Source organism: Pseudomonas sp. Kh14 (genome assembly GCF_900291005.1).
Taxonomy (GTDB): domain Bacteria; phylum Pseudomonadota; class Gammaproteobacteria; order Pseudomonadales; family Pseudomonadaceae; genus Aquipseudomonas; species Aquipseudomonas alloputida.
Map to the genome: position 1 here is coordinate 58,698 of NZ_OLKJ01000007.1, position 21,283 is coordinate 79,980.

20 protein-coding genes and 1 riboswitch are annotated in these 21,283 nt (G+C 62.2%); of the genes, 5 read left to right on the forward strand and 15 right to left on the reverse strand.

Going from position 1 to position 21,283, the window contains the following annotated elements:
* Positions 1 to 16 precede the first annotated feature (16 nt).
* Genes ribA through FQ668_RS01970 form a run of 3 tightly spaced genes read left to right on the forward strand, consistent with a single transcriptional unit; the run spans position 17 to position 1,862 of the window.
* Entirely contained in the window at positions 17 to 634 is a 618-nt protein-coding gene (ribA, locus tag FQ668_RS01960) for a GTP cyclohydrolase II (RefSeq protein WP_003255389.1), read from the forward strand.
* Complete coding sequence (locus FQ668_RS01965) at positions 631 to 1,050, forward strand: hypothetical protein (RefSeq protein WP_014589510.1); 420 nt, start codon at positions 631 to 633, stop codon at positions 1,048 to 1,050. The genes ribA and FQ668_RS01965 overlap by 4 nt, the downstream gene beginning before the upstream one ends.
* Positions 1,050 to 1,862: a cobalamin-binding protein gene (locus FQ668_RS01970; RefSeq protein WP_144179858.1), complete on the forward strand. Its 813-nt coding sequence runs from the start codon at positions 1,050 to 1,052 to the stop codon at positions 1,860 to 1,862. Before FQ668_RS01965 ends, FQ668_RS01970 begins: the two co-directional genes overlap by 1 nt.
* On the opposite strand, the gene FQ668_RS01975 is transcribed toward FQ668_RS01970, so the two are convergent.
* The 5 genes from FQ668_RS01975 to ribB all read right to left on the reverse strand — a co-directional run bounded on the left by FQ668_RS01975 (position 1,840) and on the right by ribB (position 8,765).
* Entirely contained in the window at positions 1,840 to 3,711 is a 1,872-nt protein-coding gene (locus tag FQ668_RS01975) for a TonB-dependent receptor (RefSeq protein WP_023389848.1), read from the reverse strand. The two genes, FQ668_RS01970 and FQ668_RS01975, sit on opposite strands and share 23 nt — an antisense overlap.
* 1,042 nt (positions 3,712 to 4,753) lie before the next feature.
* A complete protein-coding gene (gene dxs, locus FQ668_RS01995; RefSeq protein ID WP_053868073.1) occupies positions 4,754 to 6,649 on the reverse strand; it encodes a 1-deoxy-D-xylulose-5-phosphate synthase in 1,896 nt (631 codons plus the stop codon).
* Positions 6,650 to 6,826: 177 nt separating this feature from the next.
* Positions 6,827 to 7,714 (reverse strand): (2E,6E)-farnesyl diphosphate synthase, encoded by an 888-nt coding sequence (gene ispA, locus FQ668_RS02000; protein WP_014589514.1) that lies wholly within the window; start codon positions 7,712 to 7,714, stop codon positions 6,827 to 6,829.
* A complete protein-coding gene (locus FQ668_RS02005) occupies positions 7,711 to 7,953 on the reverse strand; it encodes an exodeoxyribonuclease VII small subunit (protein ID WP_003255380.1) in 243 nt (80 codons plus the stop codon). Before FQ668_RS02005 ends, ispA begins: the two co-directional genes overlap by 4 nt.
* A gap of 161 nt (positions 7,954 to 8,114) precedes the next feature.
* Positions 8,115 to 8,765, reverse strand: a complete 651-nt coding sequence (gene ribB, locus FQ668_RS02010; RefSeq protein ID WP_014589515.1) for a 3,4-dihydroxy-2-butanone-4-phosphate synthase — start codon at positions 8,763 to 8,765, stop codon at positions 8,115 to 8,117.
* Positions 8,766 to 8,845: 80 nt separating this feature from the next.
* Positions 8,846 to 8,987, reverse strand: a riboswitch (FMN riboswitch).
* Positions 8,988 to 9,136: 149 nt separating this feature from the next.
* Here ribB and FQ668_RS02015 point away from each other — a divergent pair.
* The gene (locus FQ668_RS02015) at positions 9,137 to 10,117 is read left to right on the forward strand and encodes a zeta toxin family protein (RefSeq protein WP_053868074.1); all 981 of its coding nucleotides are present in this window, start codon (positions 9,137 to 9,139) and stop codon (positions 10,115 to 10,117) included.
* A 21-nt stretch (positions 10,118 to 10,138) separates the two neighbouring features.
* Here FQ668_RS02015 and FQ668_RS02020 read toward each other — a convergent pair whose 3' ends face one another.
* The 3 genes from FQ668_RS02020 to FQ668_RS02030 form a co-directional block, all read right to left on the reverse strand.
* Positions 10,139 to 11,032 (reverse strand): alpha/beta hydrolase, encoded by an 894-nt coding sequence (locus FQ668_RS02020; RefSeq protein WP_053868075.1) that lies wholly within the window; start codon positions 11,030 to 11,032, stop codon positions 10,139 to 10,141.
* A 100-nt stretch (positions 11,033 to 11,132) separates the two neighbouring features.
* Entirely contained in the window at positions 11,133 to 12,461 is a 1,329-nt protein-coding gene (locus FQ668_RS02025) for a sensor histidine kinase (protein ID WP_026031900.1), read from the reverse strand.
* Positions 12,461 to 13,153 carry a response regulator transcription factor gene (locus FQ668_RS02030; RefSeq protein WP_014589519.1) on the reverse strand — a complete coding sequence of 231 codons (693 nt, stop codon included), beginning with the start codon at positions 13,151 to 13,153 and terminating at the stop codon, positions 12,461 to 12,463. Before FQ668_RS02030 ends, FQ668_RS02025 begins: the two co-directional genes overlap by 1 nt.
* A 181-nt stretch (positions 13,154 to 13,334) precedes the next feature.
* On the opposite strand from FQ668_RS02030, the gene FQ668_RS02035 reads away from it, so the two are divergent.
* A complete protein-coding gene (locus FQ668_RS02035; RefSeq protein WP_014589520.1) occupies positions 13,335 to 15,512 on the forward strand; it encodes a TonB-dependent siderophore receptor in 2,178 nt (725 codons plus the stop codon).
* 176 nt (positions 15,513 to 15,688) lie between these two features.
* On the opposite strand, the gene FQ668_RS02040 is transcribed toward FQ668_RS02035, so the two are convergent.
* The 7 genes from FQ668_RS02040 to eutC all read right to left on the reverse strand — a co-directional run bounded on the left by FQ668_RS02040 (position 15,689) and on the right by eutC (position 21,275).
* Positions 15,689 to 16,153 carry a hemerythrin domain-containing protein gene (locus FQ668_RS02040; RefSeq protein WP_053868077.1) on the reverse strand — a complete coding sequence of 155 codons (465 nt, stop codon included), beginning with the start codon at positions 16,151 to 16,153 and terminating at the stop codon, positions 15,689 to 15,691.
* 511 nt (positions 16,154 to 16,664) lie between these two features.
* Positions 16,665 to 17,366: an XRE family transcriptional regulator gene (locus FQ668_RS02045; protein WP_053868078.1), complete on the reverse strand. Its 702-nt coding sequence runs from the start codon at positions 17,364 to 17,366 to the stop codon at positions 16,665 to 16,667.
* 186 nt (positions 17,367 to 17,552) lie between these two features.
* Entirely contained in the window at positions 17,553 to 18,080 is a 528-nt protein-coding gene (ppa, locus tag FQ668_RS02050; protein WP_003255365.1) for an inorganic diphosphatase, read from the reverse strand.
* 92 nt (positions 18,081 to 18,172) lie between these two features.
* Positions 18,173 to 18,988: a zinc-dependent peptidase gene (locus FQ668_RS02055; protein ID WP_014589531.1), complete on the reverse strand. Its 816-nt coding sequence runs from the start codon at positions 18,986 to 18,988 to the stop codon at positions 18,173 to 18,175.
* A 20-nt stretch (positions 18,989 to 19,008) separates the two neighbouring features.
* Positions 19,009 to 19,656: a DedA family protein gene (locus FQ668_RS02060; RefSeq protein ID WP_014589532.1), complete on the reverse strand. Its 648-nt coding sequence runs from the start codon at positions 19,654 to 19,656 to the stop codon at positions 19,009 to 19,011.
* Positions 19,657 to 19,890: 234 nt separating this feature from the next.
* The gene (locus FQ668_RS02065) at positions 19,891 to 20,349 is read right to left on the reverse strand and encodes a GNAT family N-acetyltransferase (RefSeq protein ID WP_003255360.1); all 459 of its coding nucleotides are present in this window, start codon (positions 20,347 to 20,349) and stop codon (positions 19,891 to 19,893) included.
* Positions 20,350 to 20,456: 107 nt separating this feature from the next.
* Entirely contained in the window at positions 20,457 to 21,275 is an 819-nt protein-coding gene (gene eutC / locus FQ668_RS02070) for an ethanolamine ammonia-lyase subunit EutC (RefSeq protein WP_014589534.1), read from the reverse strand.
* Positions 21,276 to 21,283: the final 8 nt, after the last annotated feature.

A 21,283-nucleotide genomic window follows, 5' to 3' on the forward strand; every position in this document is an offset into this window, starting at 1 on the left:
ACTCCAGGAGCACAACGTGCCCGTCGTCTTTGTTGCCGCCTCTAAACTCCCGACGCCCTTCGCGACCTTCACCATGCATGGCTTTCTCGACGAAGCCACAGGCCGTGAGCATGTGGTGCTCAGCCTGGGTGATATCGCGGACGGCCAGCCGGTATTGGGGCGCCTGCATTCCGAGTGTCTGACCGGCGATGCACTGTTCAGCCAACGTTGCGACTGCGGCTCGCAGCTGGAAGCCGCGCTGCAGGCCATCGCCCGCGAAGGGCGTGGGGTGCTGCTGTACCTGCGTCAGGAAGGCCGTGGCATCGGCTTGCTGAACAAGATCCGCGCCTACGAGCTGCAGGATGGCGGCGCCGACACCGTCGAAGCCAACGAGCGCCTGGGCTTCGCTGCCGACCAGCGTGACTACGCCATATGCCTGCCGATGCTCGAGCACCTGGGCGTCAAGTCGCTGCGCCTGATGACCAACAATCCGCGCAAGGTCAAAGCCCTGACCGACATGAACATCGTGGTTGCCGAGCGTGTGCCGCTGCACACCGGGCATAACCCGCACAACCGCTACTACCTGGCGACCAAGGCCGGCAAGTTGGGCCACATGCTGGGCAACGAACACCAGGGCGAGGTGCCCCAGGCGTGACCCGCGCCGAGGTCAAGCGGCGGCTGGCGCTGGCCTGGTGGCAGTACCTGGCGGTGGGCCTGGTGCCGCTGCCAGTCATGGCTTGGGCCTTTGGGGGCGGTGATGCACTGATCCCGGTGTTGGCCATGCCACTGTTCATCGCCGGTGCGGCCACCATGTTCCTCAGCCTGCCGCGCTTCGGTGCCTACAAGCGCGCACTTATTGCCACCTCAAAGGTGCTCGGTACGGGCGAAGAAGCCACTGCCTGGATCGAACTGGCGCGGGTGCGGCGCATGGCCATGCTGTATGCCTGCTTCCCGGCTTGGGTCGCCGCATTGTCGGTGCTGGTCGGCCTGGAGGCAGTGCCGCAGATCCTCCTCGCATTGTCTACCGTCGTAGTGCTGTACCTCTATCGCATTCCGCGCCAGCTGGGCTGATGCGACTGCTACCTGGCCTGCTGGCGTTGTTAGCCTGCACCGTACTGGCTGCAGAACCGCTACGTGTCGTCAGTCTGGCCCCCTCGATGAGCGAGATCATGCTTGAACTGCAGGCCGACGACCTGCTGGTGGGCGTGCTCGATGGCGGCGAACGACCGGCTGCGCTGCGCCACTTGCCTTCGGTCGGGCGCCAAGGGCAACTGGACATGGAGCGCCTGCTCAGCCTGCGCCCCGACCTGTTGCTGCTGTGGCCAGGCAGCGTGCCGCCGGCCCAGCGCGACCAACTCAAGCGCCTGGGTATCGCCACCTTCAGCGCCGAACCCCATGACATCAGCCAGCTGATCGAGCAGATCGAGGCCATTGCCGAGCGTGTCGGGCGTGCCGAGCAGGGCCATTCATACGCGCGAGCCCTGCGTGAGCGGCTGCAGCAGCTGCGCCAGCAGTATCGGCGTGACGAACCCTTGCAGGTGTTTTATCAAGTCTGGGATCGGCCGTTGTACACGCTCGGTGGCCGCCAGGTGGTGACCGACGCCCTGGCCGTGTGCGGGGCGCGCAATGTGTTCGCCGACCTTGGCCAGCCGGCGCCACAGGTGAATGTGGAGTCCGTGCTGCTGCGTAATCCGCAGGTCATCGTGGCAGCTGATGAGGCGCAACTGGCCAACTGGAAGGCCTGGCCGCAGATTCGGGCGGTTGCTGATGGGCGTCTGCTGGTGGTGCCGGACAAAGGGCTGGAGCGCCCCAGCGGGCAGATGATCGAAGCCACCGCCCGCTTGTGTGCGTTGCTGGACGCTAAAGCGCCGGTGTCCAGGTGATGCTCAAGAGCACAGTGCGGCCCTCTTCGCGGTAAGGGTGATATGCACCCTCATAGCTGTAAAGGGCGCGGCTGTAGCTGCGGTCCAGCAGGTTATCCAGCTTGGCTTCGAGTTTCAGTTCGTCGCTAGCCGCCCAACTGCCGCGCAAACCCAGCAGACCATAGCCACCGATGCGGTTGCGGTTGGCCTCATCGTCATAACTGTTGCTGACCGCCTGCCAGCTGGCACCCACGCTGAAACGCCCGAACTCTCGGTCCAGGTCCAGGCTCAAGGTGCGGCGGGCGCGGCGGGCGAGGGTGTGGCCAGTGTCGCGGTCGCGTGGGTCGATCAGGGCCAGGCCAAGCTGGCTGTGCCAGGCGCCCCACTGCTGCGCCAGCGCCATTTCCACACCATTGATTCGTGCCGAGGCGACGTTACGGGGTATCGAGTCCTGGCCAAAGATGATCGCGTCGCGCAGGTCGGTGCGGTACAGCGAAGTCTCCAGGCGGCTCTCTGCAGTCAGCTGGCTGCGCCATTGCAGCTCGTAGCTTCTGGAGTGCTCTGGGTCCAGGTTCGGGTTGCTGAACTGTGGGTAATACAGGTCGTTGAACGTTGGCGCGCGGAAGCCTTCGCTGTAGGACAGCAGCACATCGTTGTTCGCGTTCAGCGGTACGGTCAGGCTGCCGCTCCAGGTGGTCTGGCCACCAAACTGCTGGTTGCGGTCATGGCGCACCCCCAGCTCAGTGGAAAACTGCTCGCCCCGGTAGCGGTGCTGGGCGAACACGGCACGGTTCCAGCGGCTGTCCTCAGTGAAGTCGGTAGTGCCGTGTACGCGGTCTTCGTACCAGTCGCCACCGATCAGTACGGTGTTCCGTTCGCCGAGGGCCAGGTCGTTCTGCCAGGTAGCCTGATCGCGGTAGGTGTTGAACACGAAGCGCTCAGCGCTGAGCTTGTCGCGTTTGTCGTCCCGGTTCTCGCTATGTGCCAGTTCAAGGCGTGAGTGCCAGGTTTCGGTGACCTGAACGTCAACGTAGCTGCCCAGGCTGCTGACGCTGAAGTCGGTGTAGGGTTGTTGACCGAAGCTCTCGAAGGTCACGGGGTCGAAGCCGCCGAACGGGTTGTCGTACTCGCTGCGACCACGGCTGTCGAGCAGGTTCAAGCCGGCCTCGAAGCGCTCACCGAAGGTGTGGCTCAGGCTCAGGTTCAACGCCTTGTTGCGGTAGGCGTCGTGGTCACCATCGCTGGCGAAGGATGGCCCGGTCGAGTCGATGCCGGCAGTTTCATCCAGGCTGGCGCCAAGGTTGAAGCGGGTCGAGTCGTTGCCGCCAGAAAGCCCCAGGCTGCGTTGGAATGTCTGGTTGCTGCCGGCGGCCATGCGCAGGCGTGGCTGCAGGCCGGGGCCACTGCTGCGTCGAGTGAAGATCTGGATCACCCCGCCAATGGCATCGCTGCCGTACACCGCTGAGCGCGAGCCTCGCAGTACTTCGATGCGCTCGATCTGGTCGATGTCCAGAAACTGCAGGCCGCTGTCGCCCGAGGTGGCGTTGGCGATGCGCACGCCATCGACCAGCACCAGGCTTTGTGCGGCCTTGGTGCCACGGATAAAGATCCCCGGCAGGCTGCCACGGCCACCGGTAGGTGCCACTTGCACGCCCGGCACGCGGGAGAGCAAGTCGGTGACGCTGGAGGGTTGCAGGCGGTCGATGTCGGTGCGGGTGAAAACCGTATTGGCAGCACTGGTGGCGGTACGCGATTCGACTTGGCGGCTGGCGCTGATCAGCACGTCGGGGAGCTTTAGGGCGTCGTCGCGCTCAGCGGCCAGAAGGAATGTAGGGGCACAGAGAATCGTGGTACAGGCTAATTTTTTCATGGGCAGTTCCAAAGGATTTCCACAGCACTGTGCTGTCCCCGTAGGCGCGGGTTTACCCGCGAAAGGGCCGGGCCTGCTGGCCAATTTTCACCCGCCGTTCACCGTCGCCGCCGCTATCGTATTCGCGGGTAAACCCGCTCCTACAGTGGGCACACATCGGTGATCGGGCGCAGCCCGCCGTAGGAGCGGGTTCACCCGCGAAAGGGCCGGGCCTGCAGGCCAATTTTCACCCGCCGTTCACCGTTGTCGCCGCTACCGTATTCGCGGGTAAACCCGCTCCTACAGTGGGCACACATCGGTGATCGGGCGCAGCCCGCCGTAGGAGCGGGTTTACCCGCGAAAGGGCCGGGCCTGCTGGCCAATTTTCACCAGCCGTTCACCGTTGTCGCCGCTACCGTATTCGCGGGTAAACCCGCTCCTACAGTGGGCACACATCGGTGATCGGGCGCAGCCCGCCGTAGGAGCGGGTTTACCCGCGAAAGGGCCGGGCCTGCTGGCCAATTTTCACCAGCCGTTCACCGTTGTCGCCGCTACCGTATTCGCGGGTAAACCCGCTCCTACAGTGGGCACACATCGGTGATCGGGCGCAGCCCGCCGTAGGAGCGGGTTTACCCGCGAAAGGGCCGGGCCTGCTGGCCAATTTTCACCAGCCGTTCACCGTTGTCGCCGCTACCGTATTCGCGGGTAAACCCGCTCCTACAGTGGGCACACATCGGTGATCGGGCGCAGCCCGCCGTAGGAGCGGGTTTACCCGCGAAAGGGCCGGGCCTGCTGGCCAATTTTCACCCGCCGTTCACCGTCGCCGCCGCTATCGTATTCGCGGGTAAACCCGCTCCTACAGTGAGCACACATCGGTGATCGGGCGCAGCCCGCCGTAGGAGCGGGTTCACCCGCGAAAGGGCCGGGCCTGCTAGCCAATTTTCACCAGCCGTTCACCGTCGCCGCCGCTACCGTATTCGCGGGTAAACCCGCTCCTACAGTGAGCACACATCGGTGATCGGGCGCAGGCCGTCGTAGGAGCGGGTTTACCCGCGAAAGCGCCCTAGAGCCCGAGCCTGGCCATGCGAGCCTTCACCGAAGCCTCGATCCCGGCTGCATCCAGCCCGCACTCAGCCAGCATTTGCGCAGGCTTGGCATGCTCGACATAGATATCCGGCAGCCCCAGGTGCAGAAGCGGCTTGAGCACTGCCTGGCTGGCAAGGAACTCACCCACCGCAGCGCCCGCGCCACCCATGATGGCGTTCTCTTCGATGGTTACCAGCAGCTCATGGTTGCCTGCCAGCTCCAGCACCAGCGCCTCGTCCAACGGCTTGACGAAGCGCATGTCGACCACCGTGGCGTTGATCTGTTCGGCCACTTGCATGGCCTCGGCCAGTTGTACGCCGAACACCAGCAGGGCCACTTTCTCGCCCTGGCGGCGGACCACGCCTTTACCGATCTCCAGTGGTTGCAGGTCACCGCTGATCGGCGCATTCGGGCCGGTACCACGCGGGTACCGTACAGCGGCCGGGCCGTTGTACAGGTGGCCGGTGCTGAGCATCTTGCGCAGTTCGTTCTCGTCGCTGGGGGTCATCACCAGCATGCCCGGGATGCAGCGTAGGTACGACAGGTCGTAGCTGCCGGCGTGGGTCGGGCCGTCCTCGCCGACCAGGCCGGCGCGGTCGATGGCGAACAGCACGTCGAGGTTCTGCACCGCCACGTCGTGGATCAGCTGATCGTAGGCACGCTGCAGGAAAGTGGAGTAGATCGCCACCACCGGCTTGCTGCCCTCGCAGGCCATGCCGGCCGCCAAGGTCACGGCATGTTGCTCTGCGATCGCAACGTCGAAGTAGCGCTCAGGGTAGCGCTCGCTGAAGTCGACCAGGTCCGAGCCTTCCTTCATTGCCGGGGTAATGCCCACCAGGCGGTTGTCGGCGGCGGCCATGTCGCACAGCCACTGGCCGAACACCGCGGAGTATTTCGGACCGCTGGCTTTCTTCGGCGCAGCCGGCTTGTCGGCCGGCTCCAGCTTGGTGATGGCGTGGTAGCCGATCGGGTCAATCTCGGCAGGGGCGAAGCCTTTGCCCTTCTTGGTCACCACATGCAGGAACTGCGGGCCTTTCAGGTCACGCATGTTGCGCAGGGTGGCGATCATGGTGGGCAGGTCGTGGCCGTCGATCGGGCCGATGTAGTTCCAGCCCAGTTCCTCGAACAGCGTGCCTGGCACCAGCATGCCCTTGGCGTATTCCTCGGTGCGACGGGCAATTTCCCAGGCGCCTGGCAGTCGCGACAGCACTTTCTTGCTGCCTTCGCGCATGCTCGCGTAGGTGCGGCTGGAGAGGATCTTGGCCAGGTAGTTGGACAGGCCGCCGACGTTGCGCGAAATCGACATGTCGTTGTCGTTGAGGATCACCAGCATGTCGGCATTGACTTCCTGGGCGTGGTTCAACGCCTCGAATGCCATGCCGGCGGTCAGCGCGCCATCACCGATCACCGCGATCGACTTGCGTGCGCTGTTCTGCAGGCGGGCAGCAATGGCCATGCCCAGCGCGGCGCTGATCGAGGTGCTGGAGTGGCCAACGCCAAAGGTGTCGTACTCGCTTTCGCTGCGGCGCGGGAAGGCCGCGATGCCGTCCTTCTGGCGCAGGCTGAGCATGCGGTTACGGCGCCCGGTGAGGATCTTGTGCGGGTAGGCCTGGTGCCCCACGTCCCACACCAACCGGTCGTCCGGGGTGTCGAACACGTAGTGCAGGGCGATGGTCAGCTCGATCACGCCCAGACCGGCACCAAAATGCCCACCGGTCTGCCCGACGGTGTAGAGCAATTCCTGGCGCAGTTCGTCGGCCAGCGTTTCCAGGTCGGCTTCGGCCAACCGGCGCAGGCCGGCAGGCGTGTCAGCGCGGTCGAGCAACGGCGTGACCGGGCGTTCGCGGGGGATCTCTTGAAACGTCGTGGGCATCAGGCGAGTCGTTATAGGTTTGTGAAGACGCGGCAGTTTACCCCATTGTGGGAAAAGTGCCCATTCGACCACAGGTTACGCGGCCCTCTGTAGGAGCGGGTTTACCCGCGAATGCGTCGGCAAATTCAAGATCGCATTCGCGGGTAAACCCGCTCCTACAGGGATAGGTGAAGCTTTTTAGTTACGGCGTTCGACGATGTAACGCGCCAAGGCCCGCAGCGGTTCGGCCGTTTCGCCGAACCCTTGCAGTGCAGCCAGCGCCTGGTCGCGCAGTTCGATTGCATAGACTTTGGCGGCTTCCAGGCCCAGCAGGGCCGGGTAGGTCGGTTTGTCACGCGCTATGTCTGCACCTTGGCGTTTGCCCAGGGTGGCGGTGTCGCTTTCCACGTCGAGGATGTCGTCCTGCACCTGGAATGCCAGGCCAATGGCCTGTGCATAAGTCTGCAGGGCATCCAGCTGCGCCGGTTCGGCACGGGCACTGGCCAGGGCGCCGAGGCGTACACTGGCTTCGATCAGCGCGCCGGTCTTGTGCCGGTGCATGAACTCCAGCGCCTGCTGGTCCAGCTTCTGGCCCACCGAACCGAGATCGATGGCCTGGCCGCCAACCATGCCGGCCGGGCCGGCAGCTTTGGCCAGTACCTGAACCATGGCCAGACGAATGCTGTCGATCTGAGGGCTCAGGCATGGGTCGAGCAGGGCACTGAAAGCCAGGCTCTGCAAACCGTCGCCCGCGAGGATTGCGCACGCTTCGTCAAAAGCCTTGTGGGTGGTCGGCTGGCCGCGACGCAGGTCGTCGTCGTCCATGGCCGGGAGGTCGTCATGCACCAGCGAGTAAGCATGGATCAGCTCTACCGCGCAGGCTGCGCCGTTGGCCTGTTCGGCCGGGGCGCCCAAGGCTTCGCAGGCCGCATAGGCCAACAGCGGGCGCACGCGTTTGCCGCCGTTCATCACGCTGTAGCGCATGGCGGCGTAGAGGCGTTCCAGCTCTTTGCTCGGGGCGATGAACAGCGGTTCGAGGGCTGCGTCGACTCGCGCCTGGCAACCGGCCTGGTAGGTGCCAATCATGCTTCCGGCTCCGCGTCGAAGGGCTGGGCAGCCAGTTCACCGTCGCGCTCCAGCAGAATTTGCACCTTCTGTTCGGCCTGGGCCAGGGCGCCCTGGCAGTCACGTGTCAGGGCGATGCCTTGTTCAAAGGCGGCCAGCGACTCTTCCAGCGACAACTCGCCGTTCTCCAGGCGCTCGACCAGTGCTTGCAGGTCTGCGAGGGATTGCTCGAAATCGAGGGAGGCTTTTTTGCGGGCCATGGCGACTGTCTCGGTGGCATTCAGAACGGCGCGACACTAGCAGAGCGGGGCGGGGGTAGCAAACTTCCGGCAACTGCTCGGCTTATGCAGACCGACGGAGCAGCGGCCCTGTGTAGCGAAAGGGCCGCTCACACAAGGACCGCAAAGCGTCCCGGTTCGGATCAGGCCGGCTCTGCTTCCCGTTCAAGCATCGCCTCACGGTACCGCGCCAGCTCCTCGATGGTCAGCACCGGCAAATTGTACTGCCGTGCATATACCGCCACCTGCTCACCACGGGCCATGCTGCCATCGGGGTTCATCAGCTCGCACAAGACCGCTGCCGGGCGCAGGCCGGCCAGGCGCGCCAGGTCTACCGAACCTTCGGTGTGTCCACGGCGGGTCAGCACGCCGCCATTGCGGGCGCGCAGCGGAAAAACATGCCCCGGGCTGACGATATGGCGCTGTTCGGCGCTGGAACTCAGTGCTGCGGCAATGGTGGTAATACGATCCTGGGCCGAAACCCCGGTTGTGATCCCTTCCGCCGCCTCGATGGTGACGGTGAAGCCGGTCCCATGACGGGCCTGGTTGTTCTGCACCATGGGTGCCAGCTGCAGTTCGTCGACGGTGGCTTCGTCCAGGCACAGGCAGACGATGCCGCTGCAATCGCGAATCATCATGGCCATGGTCTGCAGCGAAATGTTCTCGGCGGCGGCAATGATGTCCGCTTCGTCCTCGCGGTCGTCATCGTCGAGCAACAGTACAGGGCGCCCGGCCTGGAAGGCGGCGATGGCGGCGGAAACATTGGGGAATTGCGCGTGGTGCTGGGTGAACATGAAACGCTCCTCGTGAATGATCGATGAACGTCTCGGGGCGAACAAAATGCGCGCGCAAGGGCGCCCGGATGGCCCCTGCATGACGCCTTCTTTCATCCGGACTATGACCGTCGGCTCTGGAGTTGCACCAGATCTGCTGACCCCCGACATGGTCGGGGCGCTCGCGGGCTTATCTTTCGATTTACCGCCGGTGGGGACTTACACCCCGCCCTGAAGACCGACCAAGCATACAGCACAGGGCCACCCCAGTGGCAACCCGCGGTTCTACTACCTTCGACGAGACTTGCAGCAGTAACCATCTACCCCTTTTCACCTGCCGCAGCGCCTACCTTCGTGACGGTCACTTTGGCAAGCCTAGGAAACGAACCGTCATGTCCTTTCTCTATCCTTTTACCGATACCGATCTCCATCTCGCATTCAGAAAGGTCGCCGACACATTGTTCGACAAGAAACGCGACTACGTCGACGGCGTGCTCAAGCCCAAAATGCTCATCATTGCCGGTGCACAGGGCTCGGGTAAAACGTACTTGCTGGAAAAAACGCTGTTGAAGAGCGGGCGCTACGACAATTATGTTCGCCTTGACGAAACCCATTTTCGTGAACTGCACCCTCATTATCGGGCGATGGAAGACAAAGGCGTGCTGCATGTCTACGAGCATACCGAGTCGTTCATCTGGCGGCTGGGGGCCATGGTTTGCACGTATGCGATGGAAAACAAATACAACATCATCATGGAGACCGCGCTCGACAGCCCTCATTTCGCTGATTTTCCACCTGAAGCCGCCCGGCAGGGCTATCAGAGCGAGGTTCATCTGGTAGCGTGTCAGAAAGAGTTCAGCCACTGGTCGACCCTGGACCGTGTGGTCAACAGCGTTGCCAATCATGAGATCGAGCGTGTGGTCAGCCTGACGCAGATCGAAGAGGCGCAAATCAATGGCAGGTCCATCATCGATGCTTTCGAAAACGCCTGTATCGAGGTACCGGGTTCTGAAATCGTGATCTATCGACGTGGCCTGGAGACGGAAAAGAACAGTCTGCCGGTCTGTCACAGCACCTGTCCTGAAAAAGGGCTCCTCGTGCCCCAGCAGACCTACCAGGGCAGAGCTTTCTTCCGCGGGGCAGACCTGAAGATCAACTTCAAGGTCCAGCGCAGTCCCCAGGCCGATTTCCCCTGTTCCTATATTCAGTATGCGCAGGTGGTGCATGCCGGCCTGCTGGGTTCGGAACACCGTCGGGCGATGGCCGAACTCAATTGCAAAACCCTCGGCCAGGCTCAGAGGCTGATGTCGCAGTTGCCTGTCGATGTCTACCGCGAGCTGTGCCTGTACGTGCTCAAGTACGCGCAACGTTGAGCCGGGCAGGCACAGGGCTGGTCACTGGCCAGACATGCCTTCGATCACCCTGCGCAGGGAGGCGCCCAGCATGGGCCCATGCCCCAGACCCTCGAAGCGCTCAAAGCGCACGTCGAGGCCTTTGATCGCGGCCAGATCTGCCGCCAGTTGGCGCGCAGGCAACTCGTCGTTCTCGTGCGGCGAACCATGCGGGCTGGCGGGCTCCTGCCCGCCGCGCATCAGCAACAGGTGCGGGCGCGCCTCGCCCAGGCGTGAGGAAAGTCCTTGCGCCTCCCGGACAATCACGCCATCGCGCCACCACAGTGACGGGCTGGCAGCAGCGTAAAGGCTGAATGCGCCGGGGCGGGTAAACAGTGCGTGAAGCACGGCCAGGCCACCATAGGAGTGCCCCCATAGCGTCTGTCGTTGCGGATCGATCGGCGCCACAGCCGACACCATCGTGCGCATGCGCCCGGTCAGAAGCTTCAGGAACGCATCGACCCCGCCGCTGGGCTGGCCGGTCAGTGGGTCACGCTGCTGCGCCTGCTCCGGCAGCGCCGGGGTGTAGTCCAGCGTGCGGCCGGCCCTGTCGATGCGCAGTTCGGTCGGATAACCCACCGCCACCAGCAGGGGCGCCTGGCCCGCTGCGAGCCTGTCCAGTTGCTGCTGATCCAGCGTCCCCAGCGCAGCATTCCCATCGAGCATCCACAGCACCGGGTACCCCGATGCCGGCGCTGGACGATTCGGCTTGCCAACCCACAGGCGGTAGTGACGCAGGCCATCGGCCGAGTCCAGATCAAGCTGGCTGAAGTGATAGGCCAGGTCCTGGCGCTGTAACACCGACGTGTCCATCTTCTGGTCATGCTCGGGCTGGGCCAGGACAAGAGGGGCCGCCAGGGCAAGTGCCAAGGCCAGCATCAGGGTCTTCTTGCTCATCGGGCGTCTCGTCAGGGCTTTGCAAGGAGCGCAAGGCTTGAGCGCCCAGATGATAACCAGTCCCGATCGAGCGTAAAGCGCATTAACTTTCTAAACAGTCTCAGGCCGCAGGCAAGGTCATGTGCAGACACAGGCCCGGGTGCCCATTGCTGGCCCACAACCGCCCGCCTTGCAGTTCGATGGCGCGACGGGCGATAGCCAGGCCCAGGCCGAAGCCTGCGCCACTGTCGGCCAGGCGCTGGTAGGGCTTGAAAATGCGCTCAAGGTCGGTATCAGGTACGCCTGGCCCCTGGTCGCTCAGGCGCAGGTGCCAGCAGGCGCCTGAGCGCCAGCCATCGAGGCTGATCCGGCCTTCGGTCGGCGAGTGGCGAATGGCATTGCGCAACAGGTTTTCCAGGGCTTGGGCCAGGCTGTCCAGATGGGCCTGCACCAGGCAGTCGGTGCCAAGTGAACACGGCAGGCGCGCACGGTCCCAGCCGCTTTCGAAGCAGACGTCCTCGCACAAGGCTTCCCACACGGAAAGTACCAATACCGGCTCGGTCGCCAGGCTGGGCTGTTCGGTGTCCATCCAGGCCAGGTCGAGGGTGTTTTCCAGCAGCTTCTGCATGTCCCCCACCTCACGGTCCAGGCGCTCGCGCAACTGCGGCGGTGGCAAGTCGCTGTCATGGGCGATGCGCAGCCGCGCCAGCGGCGTGCGCAATTCGTGAGACAGCGTGCGCAACAGCAGGCGTTGTTGCTCAAGACTCTGACGCAGGCGCCCGGCCATGTGCTCGAAGGCCTGAGCCAGCTCACCCAGCTCATCACGGCGTTCCTGCAGGGGCAGGGCGGGGCTGTCCAGGTCATCGGCCCGCAGGGCGTCGGCGCGGTCGCGCAGGCGGTTCAGCGGCACGACAAGATGCCGGTATAGCGCAAGGCCTAGCAGCAGGGCCAGTAGTGCGGGGGCAACGCCATGCGTGACCACATGGGTCCAGGGTGTCAGGCCAGTGGGTAGCAGCCGTTCGGGCAGTTGCAGCACCAGGCGGCCATGCTCGGGGTGTTGCGGAAATTCGATGCTGACGTAGGGCAGTTCATCCTGCAGGCGCCGGCTCATCGGCCAGTCGAGCTTGCGCATGAATGTCAGGTGGCTGGCTTCCTCGGCGCTCAGCGGCGTGGTGCCAAGGCTCTGAAGGTATGGACCGATCACGGCCACCCAGGTGTCCTCGGCCCGTTCCACCTGCTTGCGCCAGGCTTCGATGCCGACCGCGCCGTCCTGCTCCAACGCCTGTTCGGCCTGTTGAGCATAACGTGCCAGGTAGTCCTGATCGGCCTGGGACAGAAAATAGGTACTGCGTTCCACCGAAAGGCCCCAGGTCCAGATGAGCCAGATCAGCAACAGGCAGAAGCTGACTTGCAGCAAGGCCAGTTTCCACAGCAACGGGTGGCGACGCATCAGGCCTGCTCCGTGTCGACCAGGATGTACCCTTGGCCACGCACGGCCTGGATCTGCAGGTGCTGGGCGCTGATGTCGGCCAGTTTGCGGCGCAGGTTGCACACATGCACATCCAGGCCTCGGTCCAGTCGGGTATAGGCCCTGTGCAGCACGGTCTGGTACAGGAAGGGCTTGCTCAACGCTTCGTCGGGGTGGGCCAGCAGCGTGACCAGCAAGCGGAATTCGGAAGCGGTAAGGCCAGCGGCGTTGCCGTTGTGGATAACGTCCTGGCGGTCGTGGTCCAGCATCACCTCCCCCACGTCGGCACGCAGCGCGGTACCACGATCGAATGCTACGCGACGCAGCAAGGCATCCACCCGAGCGTCCAGCTCCGCCAGGCTGAAGGGCTTGGGCAGGTAGTCGTCTGCACCACGGGTGAAGCCGCTGATGCGATCCTGCTCGGCCCCTAGTGCCGACATCAGCATGACCGGCACTGCCTGCTGGCGGCGCAGGGCATCGAGCAGGCTGAGGCCGTCGATGCCTGGCAGCATGATGTCCAGCAGCACCAGTTCGAACTGCGATTGCTGTATGGCATTCAGGGCCTGGGTGCCGCTGGCGCAGGCGTGCACCTGGAAACCGCGGTTGCGGAAATGGCGTTCCAGGTCCTGAAGCAGGCGTGGGTCGTCTTCGGCAAGGAGAAGTGAGGTGGGCACGGCGAGCCTTGATGAGAACTTTTATCAGTTGCGAATCATCCCACTGGCTGCAGGGAAAGGGCAACGCCTTGATGTGTTAAGAAGGTTAATCCTGCTGCACCCTGGTTTTCGCTCCGGTATCGTTCGCAAAAAGCAACTTGTTTCGTTTGCGATTCAATATCATTTGGGCGAAGGGTGTGTCATGACCGGTTTCAAAAGTGTGGGCAGCTTGCAACGGGTGCGGGGATGGCTGGCGCTGGGGTTGCTGGCACCGTTTTCTTTATCGGCAGTGGCCGAAACGGTAGCGACCCAGGCGGCGGCCGAAGACACCTCGCTTGATCTGCCTGCATTGACCATCGAAGGCAACCGCCTGTACGACATGCTGCCTTCGGAAGAAACCGGCGGTTACAGCGTCGATGCCGCTACCGTGGGCACCAAGACGCCGGCAGCGCTCAAGGACATTCCGCAGTCGATCACCGTCTACACCCAGGACTACGTCAAGGATCGCCAGTTCGTACATCTGGATGACCTGGCCAAGTACACCGCCGGCCTGCGCACCCTGACCAACGACAGCGGCCGTTCGTCGATCTACGCCCGTGGCTACGAGTACAGCGAATTCAACATCGATGGCCTGCCGGCCCCCATGGCCAGCATCTTTGGCACCGTACCGTCGCTGGCCGCGTTCGACCGTGTCGAAATCATGCGTGGCCCGGCCGGGCTGTTCAGCAGCACCAGCGAACTGGGCGGTATCGTCAACATGGTACGCAAGCGCCCGACCGCCGAATTTCAGGGCCATATCGAAGGCAGCTACGGCACCTGGGACACCAACCATGAAGAAATCGACCTGAGCGGTCCGCTGGACGCCGGCGGTCGCGTGCGCGGGCGCTTCATTGCGTCCCGTGACGACACCAATGGCGAGGTGGACTACAACGCCAACACCAGCAACAGCTATTACGGTGCGCTGGATATCGACCTGGACGAGGCCACCACGCTGTCGTTCGGCCTGATGCACGAGGTGAAGAACATCACCCCGCACAACGGCTATCCGGCCACGTTGTCCGGTGAAGTGCCCGACTTCAGCCACTCCCGTTTCCTGGGGGCCGACTGGAACTACTTCGATGGCAAGACCACCGACCTGGTCGCCGAGCTGACCCACCGCTTCGACAACGGCGGTTATGGTCGTGTCGCTGCCCGTGGCTCGCACCGCGATACTAATTATCTTTACGCCTTCACCGCCACCAACGCCAATACCGGCGCCAACTCCGAACGCGCCAGCGCCCGCGATTTCACTCAGGACACCTACTCGCTGGACGCCAGTTACAGCCAGCCGTTCGAAACCTTTGGCCAGGTCAGCGAGTTCGTGGTGGGCAGCGACTACAAGAACTACGACACCGAGTATCTCAACGGCACCACCAACCTGGGTGCCATCAACGTCAACACCTACTCGCCTAAACAGTTCGCCAAACCGTCGCCCAACTACAGCACCGAGACCGGCATGCAGGAAGAGGAATACGGCCTTTATTCCAAGGTCACCTTCCGCCCGATCGAGCGCCTTGCGCTGATTGCCGGTGGCCGTTTCAGTTGGTATCGCGGTGATTTCTACACCACCACCCTGAGCAGCGGTGCTACGACCAATGACAGCAAACGTGTGGACGGCCACTTCACCCCGTACGGGGGCCTGGTCTATGACTTGACCGAGAACCACGCGCTGTACGCTAGCTACTCGCAGGTTTTCAAGCCTCAATCCGACACCGACAGCAATGGCCGGGTGTTGAAACCGCGTGAAGGCGAGCAGTACGAGTTCGGCCTCAAGAGCAGCTACTTTGGCGGCGACTTGAATACGCGCTTCTCGGTGTTCCGCCTGACCGACAAGAATCGCGCTACCACCGTGTACGATGCTGATGGTGTGGCCACTACCGATTCCGTTGCATCCGGCAAGACCCGCGTGAAGGGCGCGGAAGTTGAAGTGAGCGGCAAGCTGACGCCAAACTGGGAACTGCTGGCTGGCTACACGTGGATGGAGACCGAAACCGTCAAGGGGGACGCCGAAACCACGTTCTTCATCATGCCGCGCAACCAGGCTTCGCTTTGGAGCAAGTACACCATCAGCCAAGGGCCGCTGACCGGCCTGGCGATTGGTGGCGGAATTTCCGCGATGAGCAACTTCTACTCCGAAAACGGCGGCGTGCGTATCGACGCGCCGGGCTACGCGACGGTGGATGCGATGCTGTCTTACCCGGTGACTTCGAAGCTGACGGCCACCCTCAACGTCAACAACCTGTTCGACCGGGACTACCTGTCGCGGGTGGGGTCTACCTCGACGTTCAACTTCTACGGGCCGTCGCGCAGCATGATGGTTGGGGCGCGGTATGACTTCTGACGGGGTCTGTGGCCGCTAGGTGCGCCTTAACTCAAGGCCGCGCCCGCAAAGGGCGCGGCCTTGAGGCTGAATGATGAAAAACTTGGGAAAGTATCTGCACCATCGGATATCAGTGCCATAAAGTTGTGAGGCCGCGTGTTAATAAACAGCTTGCTTTTAATTCAAGTATATTAAATCTACGATGGGTGCCATTGATGCTTTATTTCCTGCCATTGGGTGTCTGACAACCACTTGTCTGCCAGCGGAAAGAAAATATTCTCCTCGGCATCCATATGGTCATAATATTTCTTGATGAAGTCTTCGATCGTGTCGGCAATTACTCTGGCCTCTTGCTTTGACTGCTCCAACATCTTGAGCTGGCCGGCAATTCGCGTGAAGGCTTTATGATCTTGCTCGATGGCCATGACCCGTTGGTGAATCGGTGCGTCGGTTGTCAGCAAGACCAGCCGAATAAGCTCTTCATTTTCATGGTGGTGCCGCTCTGCATCACCGTGCAAGGCTTCCAGTTGCTTAAACAACAGCTTGCAGTCATCGGCACCCGCAGAGCCGTGCCTTATCCTCTCCAGTAATTCTTTGATCTGAGTAATTTTGGTAGCCACCTCATGATGATAGGCGTGCAGCTCTTTCAATAAGGCGTTCATGCTAAGTCCTCATCACTACATCAAGCCGTTACAGATTAAATGTAATCTCCAAGGATGGCCGCACGTGTCAGCGCACATCTAATCGTTTTATTATAGTCTGGCGCGAAACGCTCACCTTCAGAAAAAACCCTCCATTGGAAGATTTCGAAATATCCACTTGATATCTATATGCGCGACAAGAAGAAGCTGACACCCCAGAATCGCTTGCGGGCTGAACGTGAACAGCGGGGGGCTGAGCACGACGGGAGCTGTCAACCTTATGCAGGACGGGGCATTGCAAAATTAAAAAGCCGGCTTGTGGCCGGCTTCTCGGGGACGCTTCCGACTAATTTATGGTAAGCCGCAATCGCCTTAACTGTGTGGCCATCAAGGGCCTGAAAGAGATGGCAGATGCCCGTGTGGGATATCGCCGAGCCCTCTGGAACGCGGCTCGCGCCGGTCGGGGCTTAATGTGCGGCGTAGCATACAAGGGCGGGCGCAGGATGCCCAGCAAAAAATTGCACAGGGTGCTTCAGCTGGGCCGCTGCTGGCGGAAATGTGACCAGTGGAAGACCCAACCAAGAATTTCCAGGCCCTGCGCCTGACGCTGAGCAGCGGTGTAGCGTTCGACCGTGTAGTTGCGCCGGTCATGGCTGTGCAGGTACAGGGTGTCGTGCGGGCCAAGACTGAGATTGTTCACCCTGAGCATGCCGTTTTGCAGCAGGGCATAGGTTTCGCCCTCGACCACCTGGGTCATGCCCAGGTCGATGGCCAGCGTAGCTTGCAGCGGAATCAGCGGGAGCATGTTGCTGGTCGGCATTGCCAGGCAGATTGCGTTGCCGGCTTGCACACCCAAGCCCTTCAGGGCTTTTGCCGGCAAGCGCAGGTGCTTGCTGCCCACCGGCGACAGCAAGCCGTTGCGCACTTCGTAGTAGGGTACCTTCAATACTCGGCCACGATGTTCCGTCAGCGGGGTAAGCGGGTTGGCGGGCGCCGGCCGTGGAAGGCCTTTGCGCAGGAGTGGATTGGGGTGTTTGGGGCCTTCACCGGTGCGCAGCCAACGCCGGTGCACACAGAACAGATCGGCCAGTTCGTCCAGCCGGGCCAAAGGCACACCGCGTTTGAACCAGTTGTTGACGTGCTGTGCTGTGACGCTGCGCTGGGCGGCGAAATCGGAAGGGGTCAGGCCACATTCTTGGAGCAGGGCCCTGAGGCGGTCGCCGGAAGTGTTCATGGCGGCGAGTGTAGCGGCGAATTGCCAGACAGGATATGAACCGGATGTTGACGGGGTTTGTATGAAAAGTGGTTGTTTGTAAGGTTCTGGTGTAGGACGGCGTAGGATTTATTACCAGTAATGTGCGTATTGCCCATTCCTGCATAAAAAAACCCCGCCTAAGCGGGGTTTCTCCTGCAATCGGAATCAGCCCTTGTAGGCAGCTACCGATTTGGTGATCGCGGCACGGGCGGCGTCGGCGCCTTCCCAGCCTTCGATCTTGACCCACTTGCCCTTCTCGAGATCTTTGTAGTTGGCAAAGAAGTGCTCGATCTGCTGGATCAGCAGGGCTGGCAGGTCGGTGTATTCCTTGACGTCAACGTACAGCTGCGACAGCTTGTCGTGAGGAACAGCGATGACCTTTGCGTCGCCGCCACCGTCGTCGGTCATGTTCAGCACGCCAACCGGACGGGCGCGGATAACCGAGCCTGGGGCCACTGGGTAAGGGGTAACCACCAGCACGTCCAGCGGGTCACCGTCGTCAGCCAGGGTGTTCGGGATGAAGCCATAGTTGGCTGGGTAGAACATTGGGGTAGCCATGAAACGGTCGACGAACAGCGTGTCGCTGTCCTTGTCGATCTCGTATTTGATCGGCGCGTGGTTGGCCGGGATCTCGATGGCGACGTAGATGTCGTTCGGCAGGTCTTTGCCCGCCGGAATCTTGCTGTAGCTCATTGGGCAGTGCCCCCGTGTTTGACCAAAAAGTGGCGGCGATTATAGGCACATTCTGCCGGGGCACGCCACGCTTGGCCTGATGTGCGGGCCCGTCAGGCGTGGCTTTCGCGGTACTCGGGGTGTTCCGCCTGCAGCCGGCACAGGCGTGCCAGCGGGTCTTGCCGGTAGAACAGCGACAACTGGTGGTAGACCTGTGGATAAGCCTGATGAAGCAGGTCGGGGGCACTAAAGAAGTACTCGCTGGTAACGGCAAAGAACTCTGCCGGGTTTTCCGCAGCGTAGGGGTCGATGGCGGTTTCGGCGTCGGGGTTGGCGTCCAGTTGCTGGTTGAGGTCGTCGTAAGCCTGCTGCATGGCTGTTGCCCACTCATCAACTGGCATGCTGCTGTGCAGCGGTGGCAGGCCGTTGGCATCGCCATTGAGCATGTCGAGCTTGTGCGCCAGCTCATGGATGACCAGGTTGTAAGCCTCCCAGCCACCACTGGCCTGCACGCCGTTCCAGGCCAGGATGATCGGCCCCTGCTGCCACGCCTCGCCGCTGTGTTCGCCGTCCCATACATGCTCCACGCCACTGGCATCGCGGTGGCGCTGGGGGCTCTTGAAGTCGTCGGGGTACAGGATGATTTCGTGGAAGCCTTGGTACCAGTTCAGCTCACCCAGGTGAAGCAGCGGTAACTGTGCCTGTGCGGCCAGCATCAGGCGCTGCTCGTCGTCCAGCTCGACACCGGGCAGACAGGTGAGGTGCTTGTCGAGCAGGAACAGGACGCAGGCTTCGCGCAGCCAGCGGTCTTCCGCGTCGCTGATGCCGTCCAGCATCGGCAGCCGCTCGCGTACGGTCTGCCATTGCTGTGGCGTGATCGGGTAACGCGCCAGAGTACGCTTGCGCCGCCAGGCGCTGAATGACCACATGCCGTTTGTTCTTTACCTGTTCAGTGAGCCTTGGCCGTACGGCCCAGGCGCCCACGCAGCAAGCCGAGAATCATCGGCACCAGCGACAGGATGATGATGCCCACCACCATCAGCGACAGGTGCTGCTTGATGAACGGCACGTTGCCGAAGAAGTAGCCCAAGGTGACCAGGCCGCCGACCCAAAGCAGCGAACCGGCAATGCTGAAACCGAGGAAGCGTGGGTAGTGCATGTGAGCGATGCCCGCGACGAACGGTGCGAAGGTGCGCAAGATGGGCAGGAAGCGCGCCATGGTCACGGTCTTGCCGCCATGGCGTTCATAGAAATCGTGGGTACGTTGCAGGTAGTCCCGGCGGAAGATCTTGGAGTTGGGGTTGTTGAACAAACGCTCGCCGGCTGTTCGGCCGATCACGTAATTGGTGCTGTCGCCCAGGATTGCAGCGGCCATCAGCAGGCCGGCCAGCAGCACCGGGTCCATGCCGCCACCCGCCGCCACGGCGCCGGCGATGAACAGCAACGAGTCGCCCGGCAGGAATGGCATCACTACCAGGCCGGTTTCGCAGAAGATCACGGTGAACAGGATGGCGTAGATCCAGGGACCGTAATTGGTGACCAGCAGATCGAGGTAGGCATCGAGATGCAGGATAAGGTCCAGCGGGTTGAAATCCATGTACAGCACCTGTGTTCTTGGGCGTAGGCTTGGTTACCGGGGGGAGGGTAAATTTTCACACATGACAGGTGAGCCATTATACGGCTAAGTCAGGAACATGCCCGGAGAGTTTGTAGCGGGGGGTTACGGTAGAAGGGTATTCCTTTACCAACCGCTTCGCGGGCACGCCTGCTCCCACAAGGATCATTACCTTGCTTGTGGAAGCGGGCGTGCCCGCGAAGCGGTCGGTGCCGGTCAATCCTGGCTGATGGGCAGGATGTAGCTCTTGAACTCGGTATCCTCACGAAAACCGATGGATTCGTAAGTCTTGTGCGCTACTTCATTGTTCGCGCTGGTCGACACGCGCATGCGCACGGCATTGGTCTCTTTGGCCATTTTCTTCGCTTCGCGAATCAGGTGGTCGGCGACCAGCATGCGCCGGGAGTCCTCGGCTACATAGATATCGTTGAGAATCCATACCCGCTTCAACGACAGCGACGAGTAGCTCGGGTACAGCTGGCAAAAGCCCAGCAGTTTGCCGTCGTCATCATCCGGAAGTGCCAGGTAAATCACCGATTCGTCCCGCTTCAGTCGCTTCTCCAGAAAGCTGCGCGAGCTGTCGGGGTAGGGCAGTTGCCCGTAGAACTCACGGTATTTGACGAACAACGGGGTAAGCAGGTCGAGGTGTTCCAGGGTTGCTTTGATGATGCGCATGTGCGGCCCTCAGAGTCCATTTGGGAAACAGCGGAATGCCAGCAGCGTTCAAGGGCATGCTGCCCAATGCACGGCACAAGTGCAATCCGCCTTCCGTGACAGGTTTTTTACCCTTTGCCGAGCAGGAAGTTACCTTTCTGATTGGCGCTGTCTTCATTCTCCAGGCTATGGACCTCGGCTTCGTCCTTCAGATTCACCCCGGAAAGCTGGCGCCGGCAGGCTTCGCGCATCAAGTACAACAGGCGGTGCGCCGCCATGCCATAGCTCAGCCCCTCCAGGCGGATATTGGAAATGCAGTTGCGGTAGGCATCGGTCAGGCCGACCTTGGGTGCGTAAGTGAAATACAGGCCAAGGCTATCGGGTGAACTCAGCCCCGGGCGCTCGCCGATCAGCATCACCGTCATCCGGGCGCCCAGCAGTTCGCCGACCTCGTCGGCCACTGCCACACGGCCCTGCTGCACCAGCACCACCGGAGCGCTGGTCCAGCCGTCGGCGGCAGCCTGTTCGTCGAAGCGGGTCAGGAACGGCAGCGTGTGGCGATGCACGGCCAGTGCCGAGAGGCCGTCAGCCACCACGATGGCCAGGTCGACGCCACCGGGGTTGGCCTGGGCATGCTGGCGAAGGGTCGCAATCGAGTCTTCGTTCAGCCGCCGGCCAAGGTCCGGGCGCTGCAAGTACTGGTGGCGGTCGCTGGCAGCGCTATGCAACACCAGGCTCTCGCGCCCGCGGTCACTCAGCTGGCTGGCCAGGCCGGCGTGGTCGAAAGCCAGGTGCACGGCATCTCGTGCCTGGGCATGGGCGAACTGGAAGTCCAGCTGCGCCCCGGTCGGCAGGCTGGTGCCGGTGCGGCCCAGGGCGATGCGCGCCGGGGTCAGGTTGCGCAGGGCCAGCCAAGGGTTGTCGGGGGTAGGCGTGCGATGGTCCATGGTCATCC